Here is a 23831-nt window from a genome sequence, read left to right on the forward strand (position 1 = left end):
TTGAAATATCATTTCTCCATTTAATTTGGATTTTTTAAATTTTGAAAGTCTTGCACTGTGTATATTGGATTTTCGAATACCTGGAGCACCAGAGCTACCTGCATCAATTTCAACAACAAGTGCGTCTTCACCTGTGAAACTTGTAGTTAAGTCGATTCCGAAATCGTAACCTGTTCCAAGGTTGTCATCACCATCGTTAGCACCAGCAGCTACGTTGTCATCATCATAGATAACACCAGCATAGAAATTAGCACCGAATGTAGCAGTTGTAGTTTCAGAAAAACTACCAGCTTCGATATTGTTTAATCTTGCTTCTAATCCGTCTACACGGCTGTTTGTGATAGCAAGTTCTTCTGCAGGCGCGAAGTCATTGATAGTAACTTCGTTAGCTGTAGCAGACATAGGAGCCAAAAGACCTAATGTCGCAGGAGCTACAAGTAAGCTTTTAAATAGCTTCATAAATTTCCTCACACGAAATTTAAAGTACACCTTAGGATAGTGTATGAATGTTCAAAAAATCAAGTATTTAAGACTACAGTCTTGGGTAAATGTGCCACTTTATTAACCTAAACATTAAATAACAACGTTTTTTTTTATTTGGTGAGACGGATCAAAAAAATTTCCGTAGATAATTTAATGAAGCTTTTTTGATATTTTGAATGAGACTTCCTTAGTTTTATATTTTTTCTTCTTATTAAATCCTTCTGAGTCTACATACCATCCCGAGGCTAATCTAGTATCTATTTCTTCGTATGTTTTACTTAGGTTGAGTTTATTAATAGATCTTTTTTTGTAATCCATTAGTTTAAAAATTCTTTTTAAATATAGCATTAAAAAAGATTTTTACTTTTAGGAATTTTTAGTATTTTGGAAACTAATAACTTCAAAGTAAGGAATTTAAGATATTTATTCCCAATTCTTTAGAAAAAAGAAAAAAATAATATTTTGACCTCAACAAAAAAAATTATTAGTTATATTTTTTAGAAATTATCACACCTGAGGAGCACAAGGTTAAATGACTCAAATTAATCTTATCGTAAATTCTTTACCTAGAGATCTAACTGAATTCGCTTTTTTTATAGTAGTGGGTTTTACAGCAGGATCTATAGGATTAATATAGAGATTGTTAAATTTCCGAATTAAAAACACTATTGATAGAATTTTAGATTAAACAATTTTTAAATGTTTGATTTCTATAACCATAAATATTTTTATTCTAATTTAATTTCATAATTTGATTAATGATTCAATGGGAAAATCTAATTTGGATCTCCCCTTTAAATTAATAAGCTCAACTACTGTTAAAAAACCTTTAATTTGTTTTTCATTTTTCGATAGTAAGCTTGCAACACATCCAACGGTTCCCCCTGTAGCAAGAAGGTCGTCAATAATCGTAAATGTTTTATATTTATCTAAAGAAGATTTTTGAATACAGAGGGAATTCTCTCCATATTCTAAATTGTAATTTTGTTTTACAATTTCTCCAGGAAGTTTTCCAGGTTTTCTTGCAACTATCATTGGTTTTGAAGATTTCAAGGAGACCGCAGAACCAAAAATAAATCCTCTTGCATCAATAGAAATTATGGCTTCAGATTTTTTTAAAATTTGACTAGAACACATTTTAGTAATTAATTCATAGAAAACCTCAGGCTCATGGAGAATTCCAAGAACATCTTTAAAATCGACTCCTTTTTTTGGAAAATCTTTATGTGTATTAATTAAATCTTCAAATTTTTTCATCCTTTTAATCTTAAGAAGAATAAAATTTAATTCTTTAAACTTATCTCATAATTAAAAAAAAACTACTCAAATTTCCATTTCCAAAAAATAAGTTTTCAAATATCTTATAAAACGATTCTTTAAAGCTAGAGAAAGAGCCTACGTTCTAATAGAAATAAATTTATATGCATAATTTACCCAAGTTACTTCAATATTAATTTGTGATAAAAATTATAAAGGAGAATTTAAATTTCTAAATTCGAATCAAAATCGAACATTCTTTTATGTATATTACATTATCTAAATCTGAATTTTCGATCTGGCAACTTTCAGCTTATTTAAACCTACAAAAAAAGGGGTCCTATGTCCGAACTGATTATTCAAATAATAAATTAGATCAAAAAATCTGAAATGCCAAGAAGTAATTTTTCAAAAATGTTAATTCGGACTTTCTACAACTAATTTGTTTAAAAAATAATTTGCTAGCAGATCATGTTATTAAATATCAAGTTAATGTGAGGTTGATTTTCAAAAATGTTCAATTTTTTATAAATATTTCCAAAAAAAAGTCTTTTACTGATGCATGTTATGAACTAAGATCTTATGAGCGGGGCGTGGCGCAGCTTGGTAGCGCGGGTGCTTTGGGAGCACTAGGTCGCAGGTTCGAATCCTGTCGCCCCGATAGTCATAGCAGTCGATCTCAGATATACCAAAATAGAGTCTCAAAAGTATCCGTAGCTTTTCCGTGGAATATGTTGGATTTGTAATAAAAAAGCCACGGAACTTCGAAACCATGTGTGCAACTTTAGGTTGAATTAGTTCAGATCTCGGCAATAATAAAGTTGTCAGATATTTGCGACCTTCAAACAGCCCACAGTAGTGACCTTCGACTTTATTTGATGCACCTTCGATAAGTGCGGGGATTATCAACAAACAACTCCATATATATTGAGAACACGCAACAGACCACCAAAGTTTTTCAAAGGAAAGAAGCTCCAAGCTTCTAACTTGACTCATCACGATTCAGTTGGAATTGCAATGGATTTAATTTGCTTTGAGAAATCTGGTGTGAATGTAAATGGATTTCTCGTGATGACGAATCCTTCTGTTCTTACTGCATATAACGAGTTGAAGAATAATCCTTCAAAGGTTAATGACTACTACAAACTGGATAGAGCTTCCTAAGTTAGTTGAGTATCTATATTGCAGTGAAAGAACTGTTTATAAGTTAAAAAAAGCGAATGTATTTGTAGCGGGAGAACACTTCTATCGAGTAGGTGAAGGAAAGGAAAAAGGGAAATGTGTTTATGGATTAGAGGAGTGCAGAAAAGCACTACTTAAACATTCCGCAGAAACTAAGAAGCAAAAGGGAGCTAGATATAAGAAAGAGATGATGAAAGACCTCGTCGCAAAGGAGGTTAAGTAGTGGATACGATTCCCTCTAAAATACTTAAAAGCACCTTTAAAAATAGGTGTCATAACAAAGCAACTGAACTTGGTGATAATGGAAAGGTTTTTGATTATCTATTTGAAGAGCTAGTCCAAGCAAATGCTTATTGTTGTGCATTACAAACCAAAGTTCAGATATTAGAATATATCCAAACTAAATATCATGAGCAAATAGCAAATTTATTAGAGCAACTTGGAATAAAAAAAGATTGGTGGCGAATATGGAAAAAGTAAATGGTAAATGGATAGCGCCAGAGCATTTTGATAGTGAAGAAGAAAGAAAAAAAGCAATGAATGGTTGGCGTAGAAGGTACTATGAAACCTTTCGATCAGACGATCAATTCTGTAATTGGCTTAAGTTAGATGGCTTTCATAGTAGTAAGCCAATAACACCAAAATACTTAAAAGAATACGAAAGACAACAAGCCCTAATTGAAGAATTTTATAAATATAAAGGTGTTTATGATGGGTTGCCTGAGTGCCATAGATTTCATGGAAATGATGGTAAATATTGGAAAATTTTCTCTGAAGAACAACAGAAAATCTACGCTAAAGATAGAGCAGAAACTACACTTAGATGCAACAAAGTAACTTACGGACATACACCAAATAGACCTAAAAGAAAAAGAGAAAAAAGAATAAGGAGAGAATTTTGTGACTGATGCTATTACACGACAACACCAAATTATTAGTACTGGATTTCTAAATAAAATTAAATTTCCAAGCGGTTATGAAGGAGAAAGAAAAAAGAAGATTGATTCTGGAGATTTAGTAGAACTTTTAGTTGATAATTGTTCTCCACGATTAACCTATAATCTTCTAACTCTTGAACCGGAATTTGATGGACAAACTATTCAAATAGATTTTGTTGAAAGCTTCTCAACTTATCTAAATATGTATGGATATAACATTAGAAAAGACTCTGCTTTTGATGGTTTATTAACAGCTGCTCGTCAGAATACATATCACCCTGTCAATGCATATCTTGAAAGAATTGCAGATAATAAATCAATTAAACCAATTGACATAGAAACAATGTCTTCCGACTACTTAGGAACTGACTCTAAGTTATATGACCAGATGCTTAAAATGACCCTAATTGGAGCAGTTGCAAGAGTCAAAAATCGTGGTTGTAAGTTTGATAATTGTTGCATTTTAGTTGGTAAGCAAGGAACAGGAAAATCTACTTTTTGGAGATATTTAGCTTCTGATGAGTTCTTTGCTGATACATGGCAACCAAAGCCTCAAGATTTGGCAATGATGCTGCAAAGATGTTGGATTTTTGAAATTGCAGAATTAGATAGGATCTCACCAAATTCAGAAAAAGCAGCAACATTAAAAGCTCTTCTATCAAGTCCGATTGATACATTTAGAAGACCTTATGGAAGAAGTATTGGTTCTTATCCAAGACCATCAATAATGGTTTCAAGTTGTAATAGAACTGATTTTCTAAATGATCCAACAGGTTCTAGAAGGTATTGGGTAATAAATCTAGAAGGGAAATTAATAAATAATAAAAAGGTTTTAAAAGATAGAGATCGAATCTGGAAAGCTGCTTTGCTGGCCTATAAAGAAGGAATGATATTGGATTTGGATGATGAATATAAAGAGGAAATAAATATAAGAAATTTAAATTTCGAAGCAGAACACCCTTTCTACTCACGTATAGAGGAATGGACGAATAAAGAGCACAATAAATATAGATTTACGACAGTTGAAGCTTTGGTTAATAGCGGTTGTAGAAATGATGAACATATAACAGATAAAGATGTAAAGGAAGCCGCAGATTGCTTAAGAAAATTAGGCCATGAAAAAAAACAATACAGATTTGGTGCGAGAAAACCTTATTATTGGTTTCATCCAGAATGGTCTATTGAGCAAAAGAAAAAGGAGCCAAGAATCATAAATTTGCCTAATAAAGGACATTATGAGATTTAATGCCTTATGTGTCTTGGCAGAACAATTTTTATCTAAGACACTAAAAAGAATTGAACCGATTTGTATTTAAGAGAATGTCTTATGTCTTATCTATTTCCACAAAAGATAATTATTTTTTGTGTTTTTTAATTTCTAGAGTTTATTAGGAATGACATAAGACATAAGGCAACATTAATTTTTAATATAGGTTCTTTCTTCTTGTACGGGAGGGGGTAATTTCGGACCCCAAAATTCTCCTAGGGAAAAGTCTGCATAGTTAGACACACTTTTACAAATGCTTGATCAGGTAAATGGAATAGAATCCCTTCATAGCAGCTAATTACACCTAATGTAAATTTTGTAAGATGAAACCAAAATCATTGCATTTGGAAGCTTATACGATTAGCCAAACAGCTAAAAAGTTAGGTTATAAATCAACCAAAACTTTATATAGATTGCTTAGCCGTGAAGTATTAGAAGACTATGTTTATTTAGAAAAATCAGGAAGAGTTTATCTAATGCTGGAGCCACCAAATCTGCCAACTTTAGCGGAAAAAATTACAGCAAATATTCAAGTAAGAAGAAATAATATTATCAAAAGGTTCATTTAGAAAGGTTTTATTTTTTTTAAGTAAACATCCTTAAACTAAATTTTTTAAAAAGATTTTTTCTTTAACTTTACTTAACCATAGGTGAATATTATTTATTAAATAGAAACTAAGGAGATGTTTAAATACAGGGAATTCATAGCTCAAATCAAATATAAAGAAGTAATATCTTCACCTGTTTATTTTATTCCTGTTTTGCTTCTATCCATAATGATTATTATTGAAGGTTTTCACATCTTTAATCACAAACAAAATTGCAAAACTAAAGCTTAGTGGATGGAACAATCAGGAATGACTTATGACAGGGAATCAGAAGTAAATTAATAAAATCTAAAATATAATTTATTCGCAGCAACGTTTTTTATTTGAAGAATAATCTGTCAAAGAAGTTATCCATTCCTTGATCAAAAAGAGAGATTCTTTATTTAGGCTGTAATATACCCATCTACCTTCTTGTCTGTCTGAGATAAGACCAGCTTCTTTCAAAATTTTTATGTGATATGAAATTCTTGATTGAGATAAATTAGTTAATTTCATAATATCGCAAACACAAACTTCTCCATCCATCATTAGGTCAATTATTTCTAGCCTAAAAGGATCAGAAAATGAAACCATCAACTTAGATATATTTTCTTTTTTTACTTTGCTAATATCTTTTAACAATTTTAAATTAATTAAATTTTCCTAAATATAGCTTAAATAAAAAAGATTTCATTAATCAAAACATCTTGATACATCAAAATATTTTGATGTATAATTTCAATAGGAGTTTTCAAAGTTATGAAAATTGGAATTAATGGTTTTGGAAGAATTGGCAGATTAGTTTTCAGAGCATTATGGAATAGAGCTGATATAGAAATAACTCACATTAATGAGATAGCAGGAGATTCGAATGCCGCTGCACATCTACTCGAATTTGATTCAGTCCATGGCAGATGGGTTAAAGATATAAAGGTTAAAGAAAAAGAAATAATAATTGATGGAAAGAAATTAGCTTACACATCTTTTAAAAATTACCTTGATGTTCCTTGGGAAAAATCTTCTGTAGATATTATTTTGGAATGTACAGGAAAGAATAAAAAGCCAGAAAAACTAAATCCCTATTTTGAATCTCTAGGGATGAAAAGAGTAATAGTAGCTTGTCCAGTTAAGGGAATTGTTGCAGAAGCTGAATCACTTAATGTTGTTTATGGCATAAATCAAAGTCTTTATGACCCTTCCAAACATAAATTAGTAACTGCAGCATCCTGCACTACAAATTGTTTAGCTCCGATAGTAAAGGTAATTAATGAAAATTTTTCAATTAAACATGGTGCTATTACAACTATTCACGATGTCACGAACACTCAAGTCCCAGTAGATTTTTATAAAAGTGATTTGAGGAGAGCAAGAGGATGTATGCAAAGTTTAATACCTACTACCACTGGGTCTGCTAAAGCTATCGCTGAGATCTTTCCAAAATTAAAAGGAAAATTAAATGGACATGCAGTAAGAGTTCCTCTACTTAATGGTTCTTTAACAGATGCAGTTTTTGAATTAAATAAAGACGTGACAACTGAACAAGTAAATATGGCACTTAAGGAAGCTTCAGAAACTTATTTAAAAGGAATTCTTGGCTACGAAGAAAGACCTTTAGTTTCTGCAGATTATGTAAATGACTCTAGAAGTTCAATAGTTGATAGTTTATCGACGATGGTTGTTAATTCAAATTTATTAAAGATATACGCTTGGTATGACAACGAGTGGGGTTACAGCTGCAGACTTGCAGATCTTACTGAATACGTAATCAAAAAAGAAATTTAATTTATGTCTTTATGAAGTTATCTAATATTCAACAATATAGTGTTGTAACAGCAAACTATTGGGCGTTCACGCTTACTGACGGCGCATTAAGATTATTAGTTGTTGGTCACTTTCATGAGCTAGGTTACACAACTCTACAAATTGCTTTACTTTTCCTTTTTTATGAGTTTTTTGGAATAATTACTAATTTATATGGTGGTTGGATAGGAGCAAGATATGGTTTAAGGCTTACTTTATGGATTGGGACTATCCTTCAAATCATTGCTCTTTTCATGCTTATTCCAGTTAAGGAGGATTGGCCAGTAATATTTAGTGTCTTATACGTTATGGTTGCTCAAGCAGTCAGTGGGATAGCAAAAGATTTAAACAAAATGAGTGCTAAAAGTGCTGTTAAGACAGTAGTTCCAGAGGCAAATGATGGCAATGATACTGGCCAAAAACAACTTTTTAAATGGGTTGCTATTTTAACTGGATCTAAAAATGCTCTTAAGGGAGTTGGCTTTTTCTTGGGTGGACTTTTATATAAGTTATTTGGATTCAATAATGCTGTAGGAATTATGGGTTTTGGACTCTGCTTAGCCTTTTTATTGACATTAATTTTACCTGGTGAAATTGGCAAGATGAAAACCAAACCAGCTTTTAATGATCTTTTTTCAAAATCAAATGCAATAAATATTCTTTCAGCAGCAAGATTCTTTCTTTTTGGAGCAAGAGATGTTTGGTTTGTTGTAGCTCTTCCAGTATTCCTAGATATGGCATTTGGTTGGGACTACATGGAGATAGGATTATTTCTTGGGGCCTGGGTAATAGGTTATGGAATTGTTCAGGCTTCGGCTCCAGCAATTAGAAAGATGTGGGGCCAGAAAGAAAGTCCAGATCGTAAAGCTATCCAATTTTGGAGTGCCGTATTAATGGTCATACCATCTTTGATAGGAGTCGCATTATGGAGAGAAAGTTCTCCATCGATAGCAATAATTTTAGGACTTACTATTTTTGGATTTGTTTTTGCAATGAATTCCTCCACACATTCTTATATGATTTTGGCCTACTCTGATAATGAAAAAGTCAGTTTAAATGTTGGCTTCTATTACATGGCAAATGCTGCTGGAAGACTAGTTGGAACATTACTATCTGGCTTACTATTTATGATTGGGAGAAATCCGAGTATTGGTCTTCAATATTGTCTTTATTTTTCATCACTTCTAATATTATTATCTTGGATTTCGAGTCTTAAATTACCATCAATCAAACAAAGCTTATCATCACCATAAAAACTAATTTTTAGAAATTAGAGTATTTAAATGGCAAAAATATCCTTAATTGAACTTGCAAAAATTTTTCTAAAAATTGGTATTTTCAGTTTTGGAGGACCATATGCTCATATTTCTTTATTCGAAGATGAACTTATAAATAATAAAAAACTAATCTCTACCCAATCTTTTGAAAAAGGTATTGGTTTATGTCAATTGCTTCCAGGGCCAATATCCACTCAATTAGCAATATATATAGGTCTTAAAATTAATGGTTATCTTGGTGGATTGATATCCGGTATATGTTTCATTATCCCAGGATTCATTTCGGTATTAGTTCTTAGCTTTTTTTGGCAAATTTATTCTGGATCAAAATTTCTAAGTGATTTAATTTATTTTAATCCTCCTATTATTGCAGGAATAATTTTTTCATTTTCATTATTTCTTTTAAAAAAAAGATTAAAGTTAGATCGAGTATTATTCTCTAGCTCAATCTTATTTCTACTTATATTTGCAAAATATAATAGTATTCAATTTCCTCTCATAACAATTCTTACTATTGCAGGTTTGATAAATATTTTTTTACAGAAATGGAAAAATATTTTTTATAGCTTGGTTCCTTTATCTATATTTTCAACAACCTCATTTTTAACTAGCTCAATCTTTTTGGATATTGCCAAGTTTTATAATTTTTTGAAGGATGCTTTAAACTCAAAATTTTTAATAAATTACCTTAATCTATTTTTATTCTTCTTCAAATCGGGACTTTTTATTTTTGGAGGGGGATTAGTAATCATTCCTCTAATGAGTGATTATGTTGTCTCACAAGGATGGTTAACAAATAATGAGTTTATAGATGGGATAATGATAGGCCAGATAACACCTGGCCCTGTCTTATTAACTACAAGTTTTATTGGATACAAAGCTGGGTTTTCGGTTGGAGGAATAAATGAAGCTTTAAAGTATTCATTTATATCAACTTTTGCAATTTTTTTACCAAGTTTTTTATTGATTTTTGTTTTTGGAAAAGGCTTCATAAAAAACAGAATTAAATTTGTTAATTACTTTATCGAAGGAGTAATAAATACAATTCCAGGAGCAGTTTTTTTCTCTGGCTTTAATTTAATTGAAGATAGTTTTTCATCAAAATACTTTTTATTAAGCTCTATTTTTATAGTTTTAATCTCCACAATATTATCTTTTTTAAAAGTAGTTCCAACATACATACTTATTCTTTTTTCTTTAATATTAGGTTTATCAAAATATTTATTTGCATAAAAAAAGGGAGAAAATAAATTCCCCCTTTTTAAATGTTTATCTTACGATTTATTTACCAATTCTTTTTACAGCAGCCCTTGATTTCTCAAGAATTTCGCCTTTCAAAGGAACAAATCCTAGTGATGGAGCTTTATCTTGATACTCATCACTTAATAATGTATTAAAGGCTTGTCTAATTGCTTTAGTGTTTTTACCATTACCTTCTTCATAGGCAAGTATCCATGTTAATGAAGCGATAGGGTAAGCTCCGCTAGCTGTAGGATTAGGATTCTTACCAGCAAGATTTTCATCTAAAGTAATACCATTGAGAGCCTTAGCTCCTGCTTCTACAGATGGTTTTAGAAACTGACCTGAGAGATTTTGAAGTGCAGCAGCTTTCACATTACCCTTAATGTAGGATTGGTTAACATAACCAATTGCGCCATAAGTATTTTGAATAACACCTGCTACTCCAGAATTACCTTTAGCCCCAACACCAGCAGGCCATTTTACAGACTTACCTGTGCCTAATGTCCAAGTTTTCGAAAAGGCCTCCATGGAATTTGTAAAGGCTTTAGTTGTACCTGATCCGTCAGAACGATGAGTCCAAGTCAATTTTCCAGGAGCACATCCAACTTCCTTCCAATCGCTTATCATACCCATTGCTACTTGTACTGCCTGCTCTTGAGTAAGTTTCAAATCGCAATCGTAGTTATATCCAAAAGCAATAGTTCCACCAACCATAGGGATCTGAACTAAACCTCTAGTAACTTTTGCTATATCCTTATCTTTCATAGGATCGTCAGAAGCACCAAAGTTTACAGTCTCATCAATAAATGCTTTTCTTCCAGAACCAGAACCAACAGCTTGATAATTTACTTTTGGACCTCCATCATTTGATAAATCTTTGAACCATCTAGTATAAATTTTGGCAGGGAAAGATGCTCCAGCGCCACTTAACCTCACTGAAGAAGTGGAGGTTCCACAAGAAGCGACTAGAATCATTGTTGACGCTAATAAAAAAGCTTTTTTAGCTAATTTCATAGTTGAAATGATCAAATAATTGACTTCACATTTATAGCATTTATTTTGAACACAAATACTCTCTAGGTGAAAATTTATCTTTTAATTAATTAGTTCTTAACCATCTCTTAAACTAAATCTTGATTAGAGTTTTTTTGTTTGGATTTAAAAATATTAAAATATAAACTTTAGTTAATTTTTAACTTTTATTGATTAAAATTTTGAAATTTGTAGAAAATTTTCCCATTAATTTAATAGAAGTTTAAGGGTTATTTAAATTTTTCTTTTTTACTTTAATCCTTACTCATTTCTTAACCTTAGTTCGTTCTCATAAATATGGATATTTATCCATCATTTACGTGTTGAGGTTCATGAAACTTTTCAAAAACTTGCTTATAGCCCCTGCAACATTAGGACTTTTAGCTCCTATGTCGGCTACAGCAAATGAAGTTACTATTAGTGATTTCACTCCTGCAGAACAACTTGCTATTACTAACAGCCGTGTAGACGGATTAGAAGCAAGATTAAATAACTTTGAAGCTGGTGGTTTCTCAGAAACTACAACTGCATCATTCGGCGTTAACTTCTACGCAGGTATCGAGAATGATGATGACACAGGTGTTAACGATTTTGATGACAATCTAACAACAGGTTATGATTTCGGCATCAAATTAGCTACAAGTTTCACTGGTGAAGATAAACTTGAAATTAAATTCGATACTGGTAATTCTGACGCGCCAGGTATTGGTGAGTTTGGTGGAGACACACAAGCTACTGAAGCTCTAAGACTTGACGAGATCTCTTACAAATTCCCACTTGGTGAAAACATCACTGTAATGGTTGGTGATGACATAGGCGCAAGTAAGATGTTTACAAATGCCTGCGTTTACGGAACACCTAGTGACACTCTTGACGAATGTGGAACTAATAACGCTTTTGTCAATAATGACTCAGCGATGGTTGGTGCTGAATATGACTTCGGTAATGGTTTAACTGCTGCAGTTGGTTATGCTGGCAACCCAGATGATATAGCAAACGAAGAAGGAGTTGATGCTTATGGCTTTAACTTTGCTTATACAGCTGATTCTTATGGTGTTTCATTCACTTACGGAGCACTCGAAGATGGCGCACCAGTTAATGACAACATGGGTACTGACTACGCTTATGGCCTAAATGCATACTACATACCTGAAAATGAGGGACTTCCTTCAATAAGCGTTGGTTACGAATACGGTGAAGATGACAGCGAAGTAGCTGCTTCTGACGAATATACAAACGTCTTTGCTGGATTACAGTGGAGTGATTTTGGTCCTGGTACTCTAGGACTTGGAATGGGTACAAGAGTTAACACTGTTGAAGATACAGATGCTCAGTACATGTACGAGGCATTCTACGAGTACGAAATTAATGATGGCATGACAGTTACTCCATTAGTTTTCGTAAAGGATTTCTCAGCTGCTAACACTGACGATACAACTGGTGTAATGGTTAAGACTTCATTCAGCTTCTAAATTTATTAACTTAATTTAGAAATTCTATTACACACAAAAGACCTGCGTTAAGCAGGTCTTTTTTTTGCTTACCATTCTTTGAACGTTAAATCGCTCTTAATAATTTATTTTTTTTCTAAACTTTTTGAAGGGAACATAAAAAAGAAGAAAATAACATTGGAACATCTGCTTTTGAGAGCATGTATATGCCAACTTTACCTAATAGGCTATGGCTAGCTCTATTGAGAAAAGAGATACTTATTATTCAAATGACCTAAAAGAAGGAAGCATTCTTTTCACAAGAGACGCAGTCTTGAATATAAAAAAATTTATTGCAGAAAAATCATGTCCTAATATTTTTTAAATATTCCCTAAAAATCTGTATTAATACACGGAAAGATAGTTTCAATAATCGCTCCACCATCCTTATGATTAAAAGCCTTTATAAAACCTTTATTGTTATTTATTATTTTTTTTGTTATAGAAAGACCTAAACCACTACCAGTTTTCTTAAATTTAGTCCTTGATGGATCTCCACGATAAAAACGAGAAAAAATATCATTTAATTCATTTTCCTCTAATCCAATACCTTTATCCCTAACTCTTATAACAACAGAGCTATCTCTCTTAAAAATTTCAATTTGTATTTCCTCATTTGTTGGGGAGTAACGTAGAGAATTATCAAAAATGTTTATAAACGCTCTCTTTAAATTTTCAATATCACCAGAAATATAATATTTAGTTGGTATAAATAAATTTATTTTTATATCTTTTTTTTCTGCAAGCGGTTTTAAGGTTTGCCAAGATTCCATAACCAAATCTGAAATAGATATTTTTTTGTTTTTATTAAAAGATTCGCTACTTTCTAACTTGGAAAGTTCTAAAGTCTCTTCGACCATTTTTCTTAGTCTTTTAGATTCTTTCTTAAGCCTTTTAATAAGATACCTATCCTTTTTTGATATTACTGCTTCCAGTCTTTCCCCAATCAAAATAAGAGATGTAAGAGGGGTTTTCAGTTCATGAGAAACATCATTAATTAATTGATTTTGTCGTTTTTTTATGGATTCAATTGATAATTTACTTTCCAACAATATTAAATAATTCTTTTTACTTCCTCTAATAATATTTGCCCAAATAGGTTCTCCTGAAATGGTGAAGTCAAGGCTGATTGGAAAATCTTTTTTTCTAGAGTAAAGAATTTTATTCCTCAGTACTTCAAGCTCATTAATATCATTAATTGCTTTTCCAATGACATCTCTATATTTAATGAATCTAATAAGAGATAAAGCCTTTTTATTAATAAATTTTATTGTTAGATCTGATGATAAGATTATCCATCCTTGAGATGAATAATCTAACCAAGATAAAAGTTGCTGTGGTTTAACTTTATCAAATGGAAAATCAAAAATTTGTTGGTTCTTATTTTTAGTTAATTCAATATTTTTATTATTTTTTGAAAATCCTTTAACCTTGATTTTCCATTTCTCATAAATGAAAGTTAATACTTCTTGTAGTGTTTTCATTTTCATCCAAACTTATATCCAAAACCTCTTACAGTTTTAAGAAACTTTGGAGCTGAGGGATCTTCTTCTAATTTCTCTCTGAGCCACCTAACATGGACATCTACAGTTTTAGTATCACCAATAAAGTCAATTTCCCATATTTTTTCCAGAATTAAATCTCTTGACCATACCCTTTTTGGATTTTTCATAAATAACTCTAATAATTTAAATTCTTTTGGTGATAATGTTATTTCCCTATCAAAAGAAGTTACCCTACATTCTTCTAAAAACATTTTTATGTGATTAAATTCGATAATTGTCTCTGTTTTTTCTATATTTTTTTTGTTACGTTTAGATCTTCTTATTAATGCTCTTGATCTGGCAATTAATTCATTTAAACCAAAAGGTTTTGTTAAATAATCATCAGCACCAACCTCTAATCCAAGAACCCGGTCTGATTCATTATCTTTGGCACTCAAAATTAATATGGGCGTATAATTTTCTTCATTTCTTATTTTTCTGCATAACTCTAATCCATTTAACCCTGGTAACATTAAATCGAGAATTATAAGGTCAACATCATTTTTAGTATTTTCGCTAATAAAATCTGAAGCACTTAAACCGTCTTTAAAAGTTAAAACTTCAAAACCTTCGCCTTTCAATGATTCACTAACTGTCAGCCTAATACTCTTATCATCCTCTACAAGAAGAATTTTTGAGCCCTGCAAACTTTTATGATCTTTAATAGTCATTTGAAAACCCAACAAATTAATTTTATATAATCAAATTTATTTGATGTAATTATTTCATATTTAATTTACATTGAATTATTATTTTTTTCATTAAATCTTATTTCCTTTTTAATTTTCCCTTAAACCCTTTTATCTAAATTTAGATTGTCTCTTTAATCTTCCTCACACATAATTTTAAAGAGACAAATTTATTGAATTTAATAATAGATATTAAAACTAATATCCCATCGAAGCGTAATAATAATCGTCATCTTCATCTATATTCGTCACAACCCATTCTGGTGGAAAGTCACCAATTTTTACGTATTGATAAAGCTTATCAACATCTGGATCGTAATAAGTATCATTAATTTTTGGATCTTTGATTACTTTGCTTGGATGCATAATAAAAAATATTTCTACTCTTTTTTTATAGATTATTTAGTTTAAAGCATCTTTAAATCTCATTTAAATATTTTCATTTGATCTAGTTGACCCAAGACTAATTTAACTTGTAATTAGTCATGATTGTTTTAATTACCGATTTTTTCGGATCTTTATTTGGATAACAATTAACAATTTTATATTTACCACCTTTTCTATCTGTCTCAACAAGAGTAAATTGAACAAATTTTTCTTTTTCAACATTTGAAAAATCCTTTACTTCTATTTTGATTATTTCTTCATTTTTACTTTCAATTATTCTGGATTTACCTCCACAAAGACGAACAGCCGTTTCTTTAGTTACATAAAATAATTTTTTTTTATCATTAATGGATGATTTACCTTTCGTAATCGAAATTTCATCTTTTGTAATGGATAATTCTTCTTGGGTAATGGATAATTCATCTTTTGTACTGCAAGAAGTAAGAATAAAAATAAATACAGCCAGTAGCTTTTTCATATTTTTTTTAAATGATAAATTCACTTGTAATTGCTTTTAATTGTTTTTTATTTAGTTGGGTAAGATAGCTATGAATTTCTTTTCTACATAATCTGTCTTCAACTCTTTTACTTTCAAGAATTGAAAATGTAATGAAGTTAATAAGTTGATTTTTGTTCATGTTTATCTTATAGGTCTCTATTGTTAACTTTGAATTAAATTCTTATTAAATAAACTTTGACTATTAGAAAAATATTTAGTTTAGAAATTTAGAAGTTTTTTAAACAAATTTATTTTCTGCTTAATAACTTCTTAATCAAATAATCTTAAATTCTAGGAAGTCTCCTATATTTTTACCCCTTGAATATTGAAGACATTAAATAAAAAAGAATAATAAGATAATGACTTCAAAAAATTCAACTTCACCCAAAAGCTCTAATCAAGAAAAAGAGATAGGACATATCAAATATTCTTATGAAGAAAGTTTTAAAAGAGAAAATATATCTCTTTTGGATGATTCGGTATTAATCAAAAATTATAATGATTCTCTTAAATCGCCTCAATCTAGGAGATTTTACAAAACATTAGATAATGAAGACTATCATGACACAATCATGGTCCAAAATATTTTACCTCTAGATAAACTTTCTATTTAGAATTATTTTATTAAAAACTATTTTTAAAGATTTTTTATAGAGTACGGTAATTTAGTAAGAATCACTCTCGCCATGATAATTATTGAATGTTATTTTTATTTTACGTTCATCCAATATTTATATAACTGGACGCATGACATGGGAATAGGGAACGGGATTCTCATTAACTGCATAAGACCATGAATAACCTCTTACAAATAAGAGACAAAATCAAAAGAGCAAATAGGCTTCATCAAGCACAGCTCTTAGCAACAAAAAATGGAGAAGTAACTCCATATAGACAATCAGTCTTTGAAGTAAGAATCAAACAAGCACAAAAAGACATGCAATTGAGTGACTCAATAGATTAAATTCTTATTTGTAACTGATTAAAAAGAGAGGAGTTTAGTTTATTTAAACCCTCTTTTTTTTATCCAAATCTAATTTGTATCAGCTATATTCTTAAAGAAATCACAATAAGTCATCAATTCTGATTCGGTGGGAAGGGAAGGAAGTGGAAGAGCTTTCTTATTAGTGAAGTAATCACAATTAGGACTAACTCTTTTTAAGTTGTTTTCTAATTGGTCGAACTGAGCATCAGAAATTAGAGCATTACCATTACGATAATTTTCGTCATACCAATTAATTCTTTCTTCTAGATAAGTGCTCATTATCCGACCCTATCAAATACTTTGGTTAGATTTTTATTTTGGAATCTAGCGTAAGATTTCAAGTTTGTATCGGGGTCATGTCCCATTGCTTCCGCAATTTGAGTTAGTGATCTCATAGTTCCATCATCTTGCGGTCTAGTGTGAGCAACATAAGCATATCTATGGCGGAAACTATATGGAGTTAACTCAAGACCTTCTGATTGAGCTTCATGGCATAAAACTTCCCAACAGCCACTAACACTTCTTCTTCTTAAATACTGACCAAGGTTCTGCCCTCCTTTTCCTTTTGGTATTTCTGGTAATTTTTCTCCCGCTGCTAATCTTCCGATTAATCCTTCTGACCAATCAAAAGGAGTTCCATCTAAATCTAGAACCTTTAAACCTAATAATTGTCTTTCTCTAACCCTAGAATTTTGCTTCTGATAAGTACACCAAAGTTCTGGTTTTTTACTATGTTTGTTTCTTATTACCAAATGTCTAAGCTCTTCTGGTCTTAGACCAAATACTGCACACAGTTGGACAGCAAACTTCCATTTTTGTGCTTGCTCATTATCTGGGTTAAAGTCAAAAGCTTCCACCAATCTATTGATTTGAAAATCAGTTAATGGATAACCTATTCTCTTATTTGTTTTGACTTGGTTATTGCTCAACCTTTCTTCCATAGAAAGTTCTGGAGGAAGCCAATAAGATGGGAAGTCTTCCTCCCTAACGCAATAATTTAGAAACTTATTTAGAGAAATTCTCATGTGTCTTCTCATTTGAGTTCCAAATTGCCAACCAATTAATTTTTTATATTGGCCATGCTTATATTCATTAAGAACTTTCTTACATAAAGTCTTTGCATTTTCTGGTTTGTGTTTGGTTCGATTCATATATTCCATAACTCCTTCTAAAACAGGCAAGTGCTTTTTCTTCCAAGTAGCTTCTCCAATAGCGAAAGAGTTTGCTTTTCTGTAATTAACTAAAGCTCTTTCCCAATCAAGTTGGATTTCTGTAGAAGTTTGCTTAGTTAATTTGAAAGCAGTTTTTAAAGGTATTTTCTTATTGCTTTCCAAATATGCTTCCGCACCAATCCTTATAAAGTCAAAAGCATCTGGCCATTGATCTTTCTGCCATGCAAAAGGAAGGTTTATTGATGAGAATCCTTCTTTCTTATTTCCTACTAAAAGACGCATATTTCCTCTATCGTTTGAAACTTGCCAACCAGAACCAATCTTGCTCTTAATAGCGTATCTAAACTCTTTAACCCAACTTTCTGTTGCAGACATAAAACAACCTAGTGCTGTCCTATTTTCTACGGAAATCCGTGGAATTACAACCTATAAATGCAAAAGTGTGCAGTCTCGTGCAGTCTTATTCATAGTATGACTTCAGTTATAGCATAGATACCTTTGTCTCACTAGAGGGGACTTAGTGCTTTGGGAGCACTAGGTCGCAGGTTCGAATCCTGTCGCCCCGACCATTTTAAAACCAAGTCATACTAGCGAGTTACCCAGACTCGCTTTTTTATTGGGAAAATCTGTCCGTTAAGATTGCGGACAAATTGCGGACAAATTTTAAATTCTTTTCAACTTAGATAAAAAAGTCAAAATTGCTTTAACTTCTTGATTTCTTAAAACATAACTCCTTTTCAGCATCAGTTATTAAACTCTTTGGTAAATGATTTGCAGCGAATAACCATGTACCCTCTTCTTCCCATAATGAATAAATATAATCAAACTCGTTTTCCAAATCCTTTAATTCCATCAATCGAACCTCATCTCGACCACCCCACTTAAAATCATTTTGTATTTCATCTGGACAGTCCCAAAATTGCACAGTTTTATATAAAAGAACTTGCTCTACAAAGTATGCGGCTTCTCGAGAGGGGAATACCTGCTCTAGCAGTAAATTTTTGTACCATCTTTTCTTACCTCTTTCAATAACATCGAATGTAATTCCAGGTTTCAGATAATTAGGATAATTGTTTAAATCAAAAATATAAAAACTAGTATCTTTTTTAAATTCATACAAACCAGTTTGATTTAAAGCATGCTGAATAGAATCTCCAAGATTTCCTTGATCTCTTACTTCATAATTATTTCTTCGTAGAGTCCTGAAAATCGTTGATGCTTCAATTCCATACTCTTTTTCAAGAATTGCAGTTGGTTTTCCTAACTTATATTTTTCACAAAGTTCGATTTCAATATTTGCCTTTAAACCATGACTCCACTTTTGTTCTTCTTGAGTTCTAGTTTTTACTCCCTCTTTCTCAAATAAAAAGAATAGTGCTGAATTTGAACAATTAAATTTATTTGATAAATATTCCAAAGATTTCCCCTCTTGATATAGCTTTATAATTTCTTTTCTATCATCAATATTTATTGCTCTATTTGCTTCTTCAGAAGTTCTTAATTTAACGTTTTGGTGTTTTAGGATAGTATTTGTTTTCTCGCGAGTAATTTCGTATTTTTTAGCTATTTGATAAACAGACAATCCATTCTTGTAATCATCGCTAATTTTTCGATATTGAGGTTCTAAAGTCAAATCTCTTTGGGTTCCTCTTATCTCAATATTATTTTCTTTAAGTACTCTTGTAATAGCTGAACTTTTTACACCTAACGAATCAGCAATTTTGTTTGAACTTTCACCATTTTTATATCTTTCACAAATAATATCTTTAGACTCCTCCTTAATCATATTTTTTGCTTCTTCGTAGGTTCTTAGTTTTATGTTTCTCTTGATGAGGAAAATTCTTAATACAAAATTGTGAATTTTATAGTCTTTAGATATTCTCTTTTGAGACTTCCCTGATTTGTATTCATTACATATCTTTAATTGAATATCTTCTGAAGTTTCATTTATAAACTTATTCGCAGCACTTTCATATATTTCCTCTTGTTTTTTTATTTCTTCTTCTGATTTTTGCTTAATCTCTTTTTTTGTAAAAGAATTTTTTCTTTTAAGTGTATTTCTTATAGTCCCATCACTAACTTTATATAACCTGGCAATAGAAGCTCTGGTTTCTCCATTTTTTGATCTTTCAACAACATCATCTTCCTCTAAATTTGATAGTGATTTGCGATCATTTACTGTTGTTTTGACTTTTAAAATATTTCTTATAGTTTCACCGCTTTTATAACCCATAGCTTCTGCAATTTTTTTATAAGTCAATCCTCCTTCTCTTAATTTTTTTGCTTTTATAAATTCATCTTCTGATTTATTTCGATCTTTTTTTGTTGCTTCGCCTACTCTTTCTAGTCCACAAGTGGGACAACCCCTATAAGGTTTATAAATGAGTGCTCTTGGTTGAGCGGGCCAAAATCCATGATTAATTACTTTGCATCCAACTTGAACAGTTTGAGATGAGGTTTTGTATTGAACTCTTGAAAAATCATATAAATCTCCCCAAATACTTTTACATCTTTTAAGAAATTCTGTTTGAGTTAATTTACGTCCCATATTATTAAGATGAATTTAATAAATTGCGGACAAATTGCGGACAAATATATCTTAGTTTGACATGACAAACTCCGCAAAATTAAACGAAAATATAATAATAGCTTTAAAACCTAGTGCTGCACTTGTTCTGTGCGGTGCTTTGGGAGCACTAGGTCGCAGGTTCGAATCCTGTCGCCCCGACTCTTAAAAACCAAGTTATACTAGTGAGTTACCCAGACTCACTTTTTTATTGTCTGCAATCTCAAATGAGAAAAGGGATCTCTAGGGGGATCTAAAATGTTTAAACTTTCTCAAATGATACGTACTAAATAGATAAACCTTAAAAATATTTATTATGCAAAAATCGATAAAATGCTAATTTAAATAAGTTATAGAAATTTAAATAAGTTATAGAAAAGATATGTTTAGAGTATTTTTTTCCTCTTTAATAATTTTATTTTTTCTTGATTTTGATCCTATTAAATCAGTAGAAAATAAAGTATCTATTAAAATCTATAAAAACAACCGTTGTCTTATTTCAAATGGCATCCCAGACCATCAACCAGGTGAATTCCCAAACAAAGGCAACCCTCATAGTATTGCTGAACAAAATATCTATCTATGTGTCCCAATAAAGGGCTCATTTTCAGGCAAAATTACTCCTATTACAAGTACCATGGGTTTCGCACTTAATGGTATTCTTTATCGTCCGAATACAGCTGGATATTGGGACCCATCGTCTAAAAGAGGTCATAGTAGAAATGGAAACAAAAATTGGAGATTGAATATTTTTGGAACAAAAGGCAAATTAGGGTTAGATAATAACAATGCTCATGTAGGTCCTAACGGTTTGTACCATTATCATGGTATTGCAAAGAGTCTTTTAAATAATCAAAAAGGTTCTTTGATTGGATATGCTGGTGACGGTTTTGAGATTCATTATGTTGGGAATAAAGTAAGTTCCTCTTGGAAACTTAAAAAAGGTCTGAGAATAAATGGACCAGGAGGTAAATATGATGGAACATATAATGAAGATTATGAGTTTGTCAAAGATTCAGGTAATCTTGATGAATGTAATGGTGGATTTCGAAATTCAAAATATATTTATTACCTCACTGATGAATACCCTTTCGTACCTAGATGCTTAAAAGGTAATGTTAGTAAAGATTTCAATAACAGAAGAAACTGAAATTTATAAAATTAACTTAAGAATCACTAGGTTGTGAAGGGGGATCTCTAGGGGGATCTAGAACGTTTAAAAATGTTTATAGATGTTTAAAGAATATGTAATCCTAAGACTCAAACTTGTTCCACTATCCACATTTAATTAAAGCTATAACTATAGTCTCAAGTATTTCTCAAAAACTTATCCCAGTGCTTTGGGAGCACTAGGTCGCAGGTTCGGATCCTGTCGCCCCGACTTTAATAATCCAAGTCATAGACAGGTTTCCCAGCCTGTCTTTTTTATTGGATAATTGTCTCATATTGAGAAAGGGGATCTGTAGGGGGATCCAGAGTCTTCGAAGATCTACTCTAAGTGCCTATTTTTCAATATCGGAAAATGAGAAAACGGTAAAATTTTAAAAGAAAAAATATTTACTTTTTTGACATCCTTTTTTTATCCAAGAAAGTTTCAATTATTTGTTTGAGAGTTCCTACTCCAACAAATATAAATATTATTATCCCAAAACTTCCCCAAAATAGTTCCGTACTAGAAAGCTCGTATTTAGGTAAAGGGTCAGGTAATTCTCCCGATGTTTGGAAATAAGATATATCTTCTTTACTAAGATTGTAATAAGTATCATTTTCTGCAGCTAAGACATAACTATCAACTTTTATATTTATTGGCGCAAAAACATTTTGGGTAACAATTTTTGCTGCAAAACAAACCTCAATATTTCCTTCTTGTGCATCAATCTTAAATTTTTCTATCCCATCAAGACACTTTAATTGTTCTGACTTGCCAAATCTAGCCATTTACATAAAAAATTTTTCTTATTGAAGCATTAAAAGAATGATTTCACAAAAATTATTACTTTATGTAAAACCAAAAAAAATTATTCTCAAAGGGGCTTTACAGTTAGTCATAAAAAGTTTAAAAATATTTAGCTAAACGTAATAGCCTTAAACAATAGAAATTTAAAAATTAATCATGGAATTATTTATAGCTTTAGGATTACCCATAGTTTTGTTAGTTGGATTAACACTTCTTTTTATGTCAGATGGTATTCCAAGTTGGGTTCAAAATTCAAGAAGAAATAGCTCAACTCTATGGAATTTCGGCATTATTGCCATGAGCACCATGACAGTAATAATTTACCTGGCTAAAAGATAAAACTCTAACCTAATAGGTTAAAGCAAAGGGGGATCTTTAGGGGGATCTAGAACCTATTAAGACCTTATAAAATCTTCAAAGAATCCCTACAATGAGACTCAAAATCGTTCCGCCATCTTCAAATAATCAATTCTATAACTATGATTTCAAGAAAATTGTCTTTGATAGTTCGAGTCCTTTGGGAGCACTAGGTCGCAGGTTCGAATCCTGTCGCCCCGACTCAATCAAATCTAAGTTGTACTAGAGAGTTTCCCAGACTCTCTTTTTTATTGGCAACTATAAGAAAAATAAGACTTAGCGATTATATAGCGATTATTTGCTATACCTTGCATAACCTTGCCAACTTAATCGCTCATACTAGTGCAAGTAGTAAGCGTTTCATAAAAAAACAGCTAATGAAAATAGTTTTTATTTAGGATATTAAAATAAATTTTAGGGAGGATTAAATGTCTATCATTACCGACAATACAGTGTTAGTACATATTTACAGCGGTTTAGAATCCAAAAATAAAATAACTTTAGGTTTATTGGTTGCCCTTACTGCAGAAAAAAACGATCATAAAGTAACACTTTTTCTAGCAGGAGACGGAGTACAAATATTAAATTGCAAAAAAGCTGGTGAAATAGTTGGTCAAGGTACTGGAGATTTATACGAACATCTTCAAAATTTAAAGAAATCAAAAATTACCATATATGTCTCAGGAATGTCTGCAAAATCTAGGGGTTACGATGAAAAGCTTCTAGATGGATACACTGCAGAGTTTGTTATGCCAGATGTTCTAGTTGAAGAATCAATTAAAGCGGATAGCGTACTTTGCTATTAATGAAGAGGGTTTTATCCCTCTATCTTAGATCGACTATCAATTATTTTCTTAAAGATCTTATGTTGGTATAGATCAAGTATCCCAAAAATACAATCATTATTAGTTTGTATATAGTGTCATAACTCATCTTATAAAGTAAATAATTCCTCCAACAAAGGTACTTCCTACAAGTAGCAAAACCATCAAGAGAGCAATTAATTTAGGTAAACTTCCAATCATTTTTTAGACGTCATTTTGAATGTTAAATACGCAAAGCCACCAAGTAATAACAAACTAACAACCGCATAAGTAATAGCAATGCCGTACATATTCTG

At 31.3% G+C, this 23831-nt stretch carries 29 protein-coding genes, 1 tRNA gene and 1 pseudogene; 17 read left to right on the forward strand and 14 right to left on the reverse strand.

What is annotated here, in order from left to right:
• From HA144_RS06150 to HA144_RS06160, 3 genes and pseudogenes are all read right to left on the reverse strand, one after another.
• Positions 1–459 (reverse strand): annotated as a pseudogene (locus HA144_RS06150) (hypothetical protein); the annotation flags it as partial.
• Positions 460–633: 174 nt separating this feature from the next.
• Positions 634–801 carry a hypothetical protein gene (locus HA144_RS06155; RefSeq protein WP_209043238.1) on the reverse strand — a complete coding sequence of 56 codons (168 nt, stop codon included), beginning with the start codon at positions 799–801 and terminating at the stop codon, positions 634–636.
• A gap of 426 nt (positions 802–1227) precedes the next feature.
• Positions 1228–1740, reverse strand: a complete 513-nt coding sequence (locus HA144_RS06160) for an adenine phosphoribosyltransferase (RefSeq protein ID WP_209043239.1) — start codon at positions 1738–1740, stop codon at positions 1228–1230.
• A gap of 587 nt (positions 1741–2327) precedes the next feature.
• Here HA144_RS06160 and HA144_RS06165 point away from each other — a divergent pair.
• The 7 genes from HA144_RS06165 (at position 2328) to HA144_RS06195 (ending at position 5696) form a co-directional block, all read left to right on the forward strand.
• Positions 2328–2401: transfer RNA gene (locus HA144_RS06165), tRNA-Pro, on the forward strand.
• A 266-nt stretch (positions 2402–2667) separates the two neighbouring features.
• Positions 2668–2904: a hypothetical protein gene (locus HA144_RS06170; RefSeq protein WP_156858212.1), complete on the forward strand. Its 237-nt coding sequence runs from the start codon at positions 2668–2670 to the stop codon at positions 2902–2904.
• Complete coding sequence (locus tag HA144_RS06175; protein ID WP_079330318.1) at positions 2873–3145, forward strand: hypothetical protein; 273 nt, start codon at positions 2873–2875, stop codon at positions 3143–3145. Before HA144_RS06170 ends, HA144_RS06175 begins: the two co-directional genes overlap by 32 nt.
• Complete coding sequence (locus HA144_RS06180) at positions 3145–3402, forward strand: hypothetical protein (protein ID WP_162512599.1); 258 nt, start codon at positions 3145–3147, stop codon at positions 3400–3402. The genes HA144_RS06175 and HA144_RS06180 overlap by 1 nt, the downstream gene beginning before the upstream one ends.
• Positions 3390–3830, forward strand: a complete 441-nt coding sequence (locus tag HA144_RS06185) for a hypothetical protein (RefSeq protein WP_162512598.1) — start codon at positions 3390–3392, stop codon at positions 3828–3830. Before HA144_RS06180 ends, HA144_RS06185 begins: the two co-directional genes overlap by 13 nt.
• On the forward strand, positions 3823–5106 hold the full coding sequence (locus HA144_RS06190; protein ID WP_209043240.1) for a VapE domain-containing protein: 1284 nt from the start codon (positions 3823–3825) through the stop codon (positions 5104–5106). The genes HA144_RS06185 and HA144_RS06190 overlap by 8 nt, the downstream gene beginning before the upstream one ends.
• 344 nt (positions 5107–5450) lie before the next feature.
• The gene (locus HA144_RS06195; RefSeq protein WP_162512596.1) at positions 5451–5696 is read left to right on the forward strand and encodes a hypothetical protein; all 246 of its coding nucleotides are present in this window, start codon (positions 5451–5453) and stop codon (positions 5694–5696) included.
• A gap of 339 nt (positions 5697–6035) precedes the next feature.
• Here the strand turns inward: HA144_RS06195 and HA144_RS06200 are convergent, their stop codons facing one another.
• Positions 6036–6308 carry an ArsR/SmtB family transcription factor gene (locus tag HA144_RS06200; protein WP_162512603.1) on the reverse strand — a complete coding sequence of 91 codons (273 nt, stop codon included), beginning with the start codon at positions 6306–6308 and terminating at the stop codon, positions 6036–6038.
• Between the two features lie 165 nt (positions 6309–6473).
• Here HA144_RS06200 and HA144_RS06205 point away from each other — a divergent pair, with 165 nt between their 5' ends.
• Genes HA144_RS06205 through chrA form a run of 3 tightly spaced genes read left to right on the forward strand, consistent with a single transcriptional unit; the run spans position 6474 to position 10024 of the window.
• On the forward strand, positions 6474–7496 hold the full coding sequence (locus HA144_RS06205; protein ID WP_162512595.1) for an ArsJ-associated glyceraldehyde-3-phosphate dehydrogenase: 1023 nt from the start codon (positions 6474–6476) through the stop codon (positions 7494–7496).
• Positions 7497–7507: 11 nt separating this feature from the next.
• Positions 7508–8767 (forward strand): organoarsenical effux MFS transporter ArsJ, encoded by a 1260-nt coding sequence (arsJ, locus tag HA144_RS06210; RefSeq protein WP_209043241.1) that lies wholly within the window; start codon positions 7508–7510, stop codon positions 8765–8767.
• 30 nt (positions 8768–8797) lie between these two features.
• Entirely contained in the window at positions 8798–10024 is a 1227-nt protein-coding gene (gene chrA, locus HA144_RS06215) for a chromate efflux transporter (protein WP_209043242.1), read from the forward strand.
• A 48-nt stretch (positions 10025–10072) separates the two neighbouring features.
• On the opposite strand, the gene pstS is transcribed toward chrA, so the two are convergent.
• Positions 10073–11047: a phosphate ABC transporter substrate-binding protein PstS gene (gene pstS / locus HA144_RS06220; protein WP_209043787.1), complete on the reverse strand. Its 975-nt coding sequence runs from the start codon at positions 11045–11047 to the stop codon at positions 10073–10075.
• 350 nt (positions 11048–11397) lie between these two features.
• On the opposite strand from pstS, the gene HA144_RS06225 reads away from it, so the two are divergent.
• On the forward strand, positions 11398–12537 hold the full coding sequence (locus HA144_RS06225) for a porin (protein ID WP_209043243.1): 1140 nt from the start codon (positions 11398–11400) through the stop codon (positions 12535–12537).
• 208 nt (positions 12538–12745) lie between these two features.
• Positions 12746–12880, forward strand: a complete 135-nt coding sequence (locus tag HA144_RS09590) for a hypothetical protein (RefSeq protein ID WP_257470518.1) — start codon at positions 12746–12748, stop codon at positions 12878–12880.
• A 7-nt stretch (positions 12881–12887) separates the two neighbouring features.
• On the opposite strand, the gene HA144_RS06235 is transcribed toward HA144_RS09590, so the two are convergent.
• From HA144_RS06235 to HA144_RS06255, 5 genes are all read right to left on the reverse strand, one after another.
• Positions 12888–14039 (reverse strand): sensor histidine kinase, encoded by a 1152-nt coding sequence (locus HA144_RS06235; protein ID WP_245152866.1) that lies wholly within the window; start codon positions 14037–14039, stop codon positions 12888–12890.
• Positions 14040–14041: 2 nt separating this feature from the next.
• Entirely contained in the window at positions 14042–14770 is a 729-nt protein-coding gene (locus HA144_RS06240) for a response regulator transcription factor (protein WP_209043245.1), read from the reverse strand.
• A gap of 216 nt (positions 14771–14986) precedes the next feature.
• Positions 14987–15154, reverse strand: a complete 168-nt coding sequence (locus HA144_RS06245; RefSeq protein WP_157806745.1) for a hypothetical protein — start codon at positions 15152–15154, stop codon at positions 14987–14989.
• A gap of 97 nt (positions 15155–15251) precedes the next feature.
• Entirely contained in the window at positions 15252–15677 is a 426-nt protein-coding gene (locus HA144_RS06250) for a hypothetical protein (protein ID WP_348535047.1), read from the reverse strand.
• Positions 15661–15813, reverse strand: a complete 153-nt coding sequence (locus HA144_RS06255; RefSeq protein WP_158078493.1) for a hypothetical protein — start codon at positions 15811–15813, stop codon at positions 15661–15663. Before HA144_RS06255 ends, HA144_RS06250 begins: the two co-directional genes overlap by 17 nt.
• 220 nt (positions 15814–16033) lie before the next feature.
• Between HA144_RS06255 and HA144_RS06260 the strand changes: the two genes are divergently transcribed.
• Together HA144_RS06260 and HA144_RS06265 are read left to right on the forward strand one after the other, a co-directional pair.
• Positions 16034–16288 carry a poly-A polymerase gene (locus tag HA144_RS06260; protein ID WP_079323697.1) on the forward strand — a complete coding sequence of 85 codons (255 nt, stop codon included), beginning with the start codon at positions 16034–16036 and terminating at the stop codon, positions 16286–16288.
• A 179-nt stretch (positions 16289–16467) separates the two neighbouring features.
• Positions 16468–16638 carry a hypothetical protein gene (locus tag HA144_RS06265; protein ID WP_187151526.1) on the forward strand — a complete coding sequence of 57 codons (171 nt, stop codon included), beginning with the start codon at positions 16468–16470 and terminating at the stop codon, positions 16636–16638.
• 69 nt (positions 16639–16707) lie between these two features.
• Here the strand turns inward: HA144_RS06265 and HA144_RS06270 are convergent, their stop codons facing one another.
• The 3 genes from HA144_RS06270 to HA144_RS06280 form a co-directional block, all read right to left on the reverse strand.
• On the reverse strand, positions 16708–16938 hold the full coding sequence (locus HA144_RS06270) for a hypothetical protein (RefSeq protein WP_245151931.1): 231 nt from the start codon (positions 16936–16938) through the stop codon (positions 16708–16710).
• A complete protein-coding gene (locus HA144_RS06275) occupies positions 16938–18206 on the reverse strand; it encodes a hypothetical protein (RefSeq protein WP_162512805.1) in 1269 nt (422 codons plus the stop codon). Before HA144_RS06275 ends, HA144_RS06270 begins: the two co-directional genes overlap by 1 nt.
• Positions 18207–18534: 328 nt before the next feature.
• A complete protein-coding gene (locus HA144_RS06280) occupies positions 18535–20379 on the reverse strand; it encodes a hypothetical protein (protein ID WP_209043246.1) in 1845 nt (614 codons plus the stop codon).
• A 400-nt stretch (positions 20380–20779) separates the two neighbouring features.
• On the opposite strand from HA144_RS06280, the gene HA144_RS06285 reads away from it, so the two are divergent.
• Positions 20780–21547, forward strand: a complete 768-nt coding sequence (locus HA144_RS06285; RefSeq protein WP_209043247.1) for a YHYH protein — start codon at positions 20780–20782, stop codon at positions 21545–21547.
• A 407-nt stretch (positions 21548–21954) separates the two neighbouring features.
• Here HA144_RS06285 and HA144_RS06290 read toward each other — a convergent pair whose 3' ends face one another.
• The gene (locus tag HA144_RS06290) at positions 21955–22335 is read right to left on the reverse strand and encodes a hypothetical protein (RefSeq protein WP_209043248.1); all 381 of its coding nucleotides are present in this window, start codon (positions 22333–22335) and stop codon (positions 21955–21957) included.
• Positions 22336–22510: 175 nt separating this feature from the next.
• On the opposite strand from HA144_RS06290, the gene HA144_RS06295 reads away from it, so the two are divergent.
• Positions 22511–22693: a hypothetical protein gene (locus HA144_RS06295; RefSeq protein ID WP_209043249.1), complete on the forward strand. Its 183-nt coding sequence runs from the start codon at positions 22511–22513 to the stop codon at positions 22691–22693.
• Positions 22694–23139: 446 nt separating this feature from the next.
• The gene (locus HA144_RS06300) at positions 23140–23517 is read left to right on the forward strand and encodes a DsrE family protein (RefSeq protein ID WP_209043250.1); all 378 of its coding nucleotides are present in this window, start codon (positions 23140–23142) and stop codon (positions 23515–23517) included.
• Positions 23518–23831: the final 314 nt, after the last annotated feature.

It is taken from the genome of Prochlorococcus marinus XMU1404 (assembly GCF_017696175.1).
Taxonomy (GTDB): domain Bacteria; phylum Cyanobacteriota; class Cyanobacteriia; order PCC-6307; family Cyanobiaceae; genus Prochlorococcus_A; species Prochlorococcus_A marinus_X.